A 4617-nucleotide genomic window follows, 5' to 3' on the forward strand; every position below is an offset into this window, starting at 1 on the left:
GTGTTCGCGCGGGACGGGGACCAGCCGGCCGGGGCGCGCCGGGGCGGCCGCGGGCCCGCACACGGTCCCGCGGCCTCGCGGGACCTCGTCGCGGCCCGTGTCGAGACGGCCGAAGTCGTCCCCGTCGAGAAGGTCGCCAGGACGGCACAGGTACAGCTCGGCCAGCCGGTGGAGCGTCCGGGTCGACGGGGCCCGGCCGCCGCGGGCGGGCCAGACCTCCCAGTAGGAGAAGGACTTGCCCGTCTTCGGCGCGTCGTCGCCGGGCCAGCGGGCGTTCCAGCGCCGGGCCGCCTCCTCCTGCGTCCAGCCGTGGGCGAGCCGGAAGGCGACCCGGGCGTTGAGCCGGTACCGGCGCTGCCATTCCAGGGCGATCCGCCGGTAGGACCACCCGAGCGCTCGCAGACGCCTGGACTCGGCCCGCAGCCGCGCGGTGCTGACAGCCATGACGACCTCCCCGTTGGCGAACATATGTTCGAATCATAGAGGAGGGGTCGGACATTTCCGGACGTGACGGGGAGTCGGCCCGGCTGTGGGGCCGGGCATCCGCCAGGAGGGCCCGTGCCCGGCCAGGCCGTGCCGGCCGGGCGCGGGAAGCCAAGCCCGGGTGGGCCCTACCGGCCGGGCTGGCCGTGGGGCGGCTGGCCCTCGCCGGGCTGCGGGGGCTGGCCGCCGTAGGAGCCCGGCTGGCCGTAGCCGCCGTAGGCCTGCTGCCCGTGCCCACCGGCCTGCGGCGGCTGACCGTAGCCGGCCTGCGGCGGCTGGCCGTAGCCGCCCGGCTGCCCGTACCCACCGGCCTGGGGTGGCTGGCCGTAGGAGCCCGGCTGGCCGTACCCGCCCGAGAGGGGCTGGCCGTACGCGTCGTACCCGGGGGCGGGAGGTATCGGGTTCGGCGGGCGGTCCCGGTGGCCGCCGCGTGGCAGCGTGTGCCCGCCGGCGACAGCGGTCAGGACGGTGAAGACCGTGATGGCGATGGACGCGACGAACCCGAGCCACAGCCCGAACGCCCGGTCGGTCTCGTGGTATCCCAGCGCCAGCTTGAAGAAGATCAGGACCGTGCCGAGGCCCGCGACACCCGCGAGGATCAGAGCCCAGTCAACGCCGACCGCCGGCAGCTGGACGCGGGTGAAGAGCCGCACCGCCACCAGCGCGGCGGCGAGCAGCCCGAGTTCGACACCACCATAGGCGAGGAAACCGACGCCCCACGCGTTCTCCCCGCTGCTGGCCCCGCTGAACACCCTGACGGAGAACCAGTTGAATAACGACGCGATGAACAGGACGACGCCGGCAACCAGGACGCCAAGGTCGTTGTTCGGTATGTCTCGGCCGGCTACACGTGTCACGGGACGACCCCACTTCAGCGATCAGCGGTGACCTGACGGACTCATCCCTGACACCGTAGCTCCTGTCCGCCGGAACGACACGATCATGTCCGGGAAAGGACCCTGGAAACGTCCACGGCACCGGGCCGCCCGCCACCGGCAACGCACGGGGTACACAAAAAACAACCGGGCGTGGCCGACCGTCGGAAACGACTCGCCACACCCGGTCCGGAAACGGTGCCACCGCGACGGGCCCGCCGTCATGCGGCGCCGGAAACGACAGCCGGTGGGGACGGGATCCCGCGCGGGGCGGGTTCCGCGAGCGGCTACAGGGAGCGCACGACGTCGGCCATGAGCCGGGCGGTCTCGGACGGGGTCTTGCCGACCCGCACCCCGGCCTTCTCCAGGGCCTCCTTCTTGGCGAGCGCCGTCCCGGACGACCCGGACACGATCGCCCCGGCGTGGCCCATCGTCTTGCCCTCCGGCGCGGTGAAGCCCGCGACGTAGCCGACGACCGGCTTGGTGACGTGCTCCTCGATGTAGGCGGCGGCCCGCTCCTCGGCGTCACCACCGATCTCACCGATCATCACGATCGCGTCGGTGTCGGGGTCGGCCTCGAACGCGGCGAGCGCGTCGATGTGGGTGGTGCCGATGACCGGGTCACCGCCGATGCCCACAGCGGTGGAGAAGCCGAAGTCACGCAGCTCGTACATCATCTGGTAGGTCAGGGTGCCGCTCTTGCTGACCAGGCCGATGCGGCCCTGCGGGGTGATGTCGGCCGGGATGATGCCCGCGTTCGACCGGCCCGGGCTGATGATGCCCGGGCAGTTCGGCCCGATGATCCGCGTGCCGTTGCCCTTGGACTTCGCGTACGCCCAGAACTCGGTGGTGTCGTGTACCGGCACGCCCTCGGTGATGACCACCACGAGCGGGATGCCCGCGTCGATCGCCTCGATGGCGGCCGCCTTGGTCCCGGCCGGCGGGACGTACACCACAGAGACGTTGGCGCCGGTCTTCTCGATCGTCTCGGCCACCGTCGCGAAGACCGGCACACCCTCGACCTCGGTGCCCGCCTTCTTCGGGTTGGTGCCGCCGACGATCTTCGAGCCGGCGCGCAGCATCCGGGCGGTGTGCTTGCGCCCCTCGGAGCCGGTGATGCCCTGAACCAGGATCTTGGACGTCTCGTCCAGCCAGATTGCCATTGTCGGAAGCCTCTTCCCGTCCGCTCAGGCCGCGGCCGCGGCCGCGGCGAGCTCGGCGGCGAGCCGCGCCGCGCCGTCCATGGTGTCCACCGGCTTGACCACGTCGAGGTTGGCCTCGCGGAGGATCCGCCGGCCCTCCTCGGCGTTGTTGCCGTCGAGCCGCACGACCAGCGGGGTGGTGATGTCACCGACGATCTTCAGCGCCTGCACGATGCCGTTGGCCACGGCGTCACAGGCGGTGATCCCGCCGAAGATGTTCACGAACACGCTCTTGACCGCCGGGTCGCTCAGAATGATCGACAGACCGTCCGCCATCACCTCCGCGGACGCCCCGCCGCCGATGTCGAGGAAGTTGGCCGGGCGCTGCCCGCCGAACTCCTCACCGGCGTATGTCACCACGTCGAGGGTCGACATGACCAGACCGGCACCATTACCGATGATGCCGACCTGCCCGGAGAGCTTGACGTAGTTGAGGTCCTTCTCCTTGGCCCGCTGCTCCAGCGGGTCCACCGCGGCTACGTCCACGAACGCGGCGTGGCCGGGGTGGCGGAAGGAGGCGTTCTCGTCCAGGCTGACCTTGCCGTCCAGCGCGACCACGCGGCCGTCGCCGGTGAGGATCAGCGGGTTGACCTCCACCAGGGTGGCGTCGGCGCGGACGAAGACCTCCCACAGCTTCACCAGCAGCTCGGTGGCACCGTCGAGGGCGGCCTCCGGCAGCTTCGCCGCCACCGCGATCTGGCGGGCGACGGTGGCGTCGACCCCGACCAGCGGGTCGATCGGGATGCGGGCGAGCGCCTCCGGCTTGGTCGCGGCGACCTCCTCGATCTCCACCCCGCCCTCGCGGGAGCACATGGCGAGGAAGGTCCGGTTCGCCCGGTCGAGCAGGAAGGAGGCGTAGTACTCCTCGGCGATGTCGCTCGCCTGCTCCACGAGGACCGCGTGGACCGTGTGGCCCTTGATGTCCATCCCGAGGATTGCCGATGCCTTGGCGGTGGCGTCGTCCGGGCCGTCGGCGACCTTCACGCCACCGGCCTTGCCGCGGCCGCCGGTCTTGACCTGCGCTTTGACGACGACACGCCCACCAAGATCAGTTGCGATGCCGCGTGCCTCGTCGGGGGTCGTGGCGACCTTGCCGCTGGGCACAGGCACGCCGTGGTCGGCGAACAGCTTCTTCGCCTGATACTCGAAGAGATCCACAGTCCGTCCAGTCGGATATGAGATCGGTGGTCAGGGCCGAACGTTCGTAAGTTCGAAGAAAAGGGAAGCCGGCCCGAGCCTACTGAAGACGCCCGTCCCGGTGGAGACTGCTCCTGCCGCGGCGGCCGGTCTCGTATGCCCGGAGCCAGCCACCATCATCACCCGGATCCGGTGCCGGACGCCTGCTTTTGTGGTGGTCGACACCGCGATCACAGTGATCGCAATACCCACTATTCCGATCGAACCCGGCACGATCTCGGCGCCCGCTACGGCGACGGCCGCGTTACCTCGCTCACTGCACACCCGGATCCGGCCACAAGCCGTACACCGCCGGCCGGGCCGGAACGGCGGAACAACTACCGGCACCTGTGACACCCGATGTCACAACAACGGCGGATGGACGGCGGCGGACAAACAACGGTCACAACCATCTCCACATGCCCACATGCCCGCATCTGCGCATGCCCGGCGGACCGGTGACGAGAACACGGCCGGCGGATACGGCCAGTCGGCGGAACTGCTGGACGGAACTGCTGGACGGGGCCGGCCGACGGAGCCGGCGGGCACGGCTGGTACGACGTGCCGGCGCCTCGCCCGGCCCGGCTGGGACGGACACGACGACGGGCCAGCCTCGTGGCGTCCCGGATGCCTGCCCGGCCGCCGGGGCCCACACCCCTGGGGCCTCGCGCACCCATGGGGACCCTCGGGCCCGCCCTGTGAACGATCTCTCGAACTCCCGGCCCAGGTGGATCCACGCACCTATGCGGACCTCGGCGCCGACGTACGCCGCCCGGCCGGCCGGGCGGAGCCCGGTCGCGGCCCGTGCGCCCGAGCGGCCTTCCGTCCCGGGCCGTCCGCCTGCCCGCGACCGGCGACCGGCCCTCGGCAGGCAACCGGCC

Annotated in this window: 4 protein-coding genes; all 4 read right to left on the reverse strand. The window is 71.4% G+C overall.

Annotation, left to right across the window (positions count from 1 at the left end; all coding sequences use genetic code 11):
* The coding region (locus NBX02_RS19515; protein ID WP_250292511.1) for a helix-turn-helix domain-containing protein at positions 1–444 on the reverse strand (444 nt) is incomplete at its 3' end.
* 167 nt (positions 445–611) lie between these two features.
* Positions 612–1340 (reverse strand): hypothetical protein, encoded by a 729-nt coding sequence (locus tag NBX02_RS19520; protein WP_250287264.1) that lies wholly within the window; start codon positions 1338–1340, stop codon positions 612–614.
* A gap of 305 nt (positions 1341–1645) precedes the next feature.
* Entirely contained in the window at positions 1646–2521 is an 876-nt protein-coding gene (gene sucD / locus NBX02_RS19525) for a succinate--CoA ligase subunit alpha (protein ID WP_250287266.1), read from the reverse strand.
* Between the two features lie 24 nt (positions 2522–2545).
* Positions 2546–3718 carry an ADP-forming succinate--CoA ligase subunit beta gene (sucC, locus tag NBX02_RS19530; protein WP_250287268.1) on the reverse strand — a complete coding sequence of 391 codons (1173 nt, stop codon included), beginning with the start codon at positions 3716–3718 and terminating at the stop codon, positions 2546–2548.
* Positions 3719–4617: the final 899 nt, after the last annotated feature.

Source organism: Protofrankia sp. CiP1_Cm_nod1, assembly GCF_920888515.1.
In the GTDB taxonomy this organism is placed as follows: domain Bacteria; phylum Actinomycetota; class Actinomycetes; order Frankiales; family Frankiaceae; genus Protofrankia.

What these genes read in the sequence shown, in the direction of transcription:
- sucD (WP_250287266.1), bottom strand. Translation starts at nt 2,521, where the DNA reads ATGGCAATCTGGCTGGACGAGACGTCCAAGATCCTGGTTCAGGGCATC.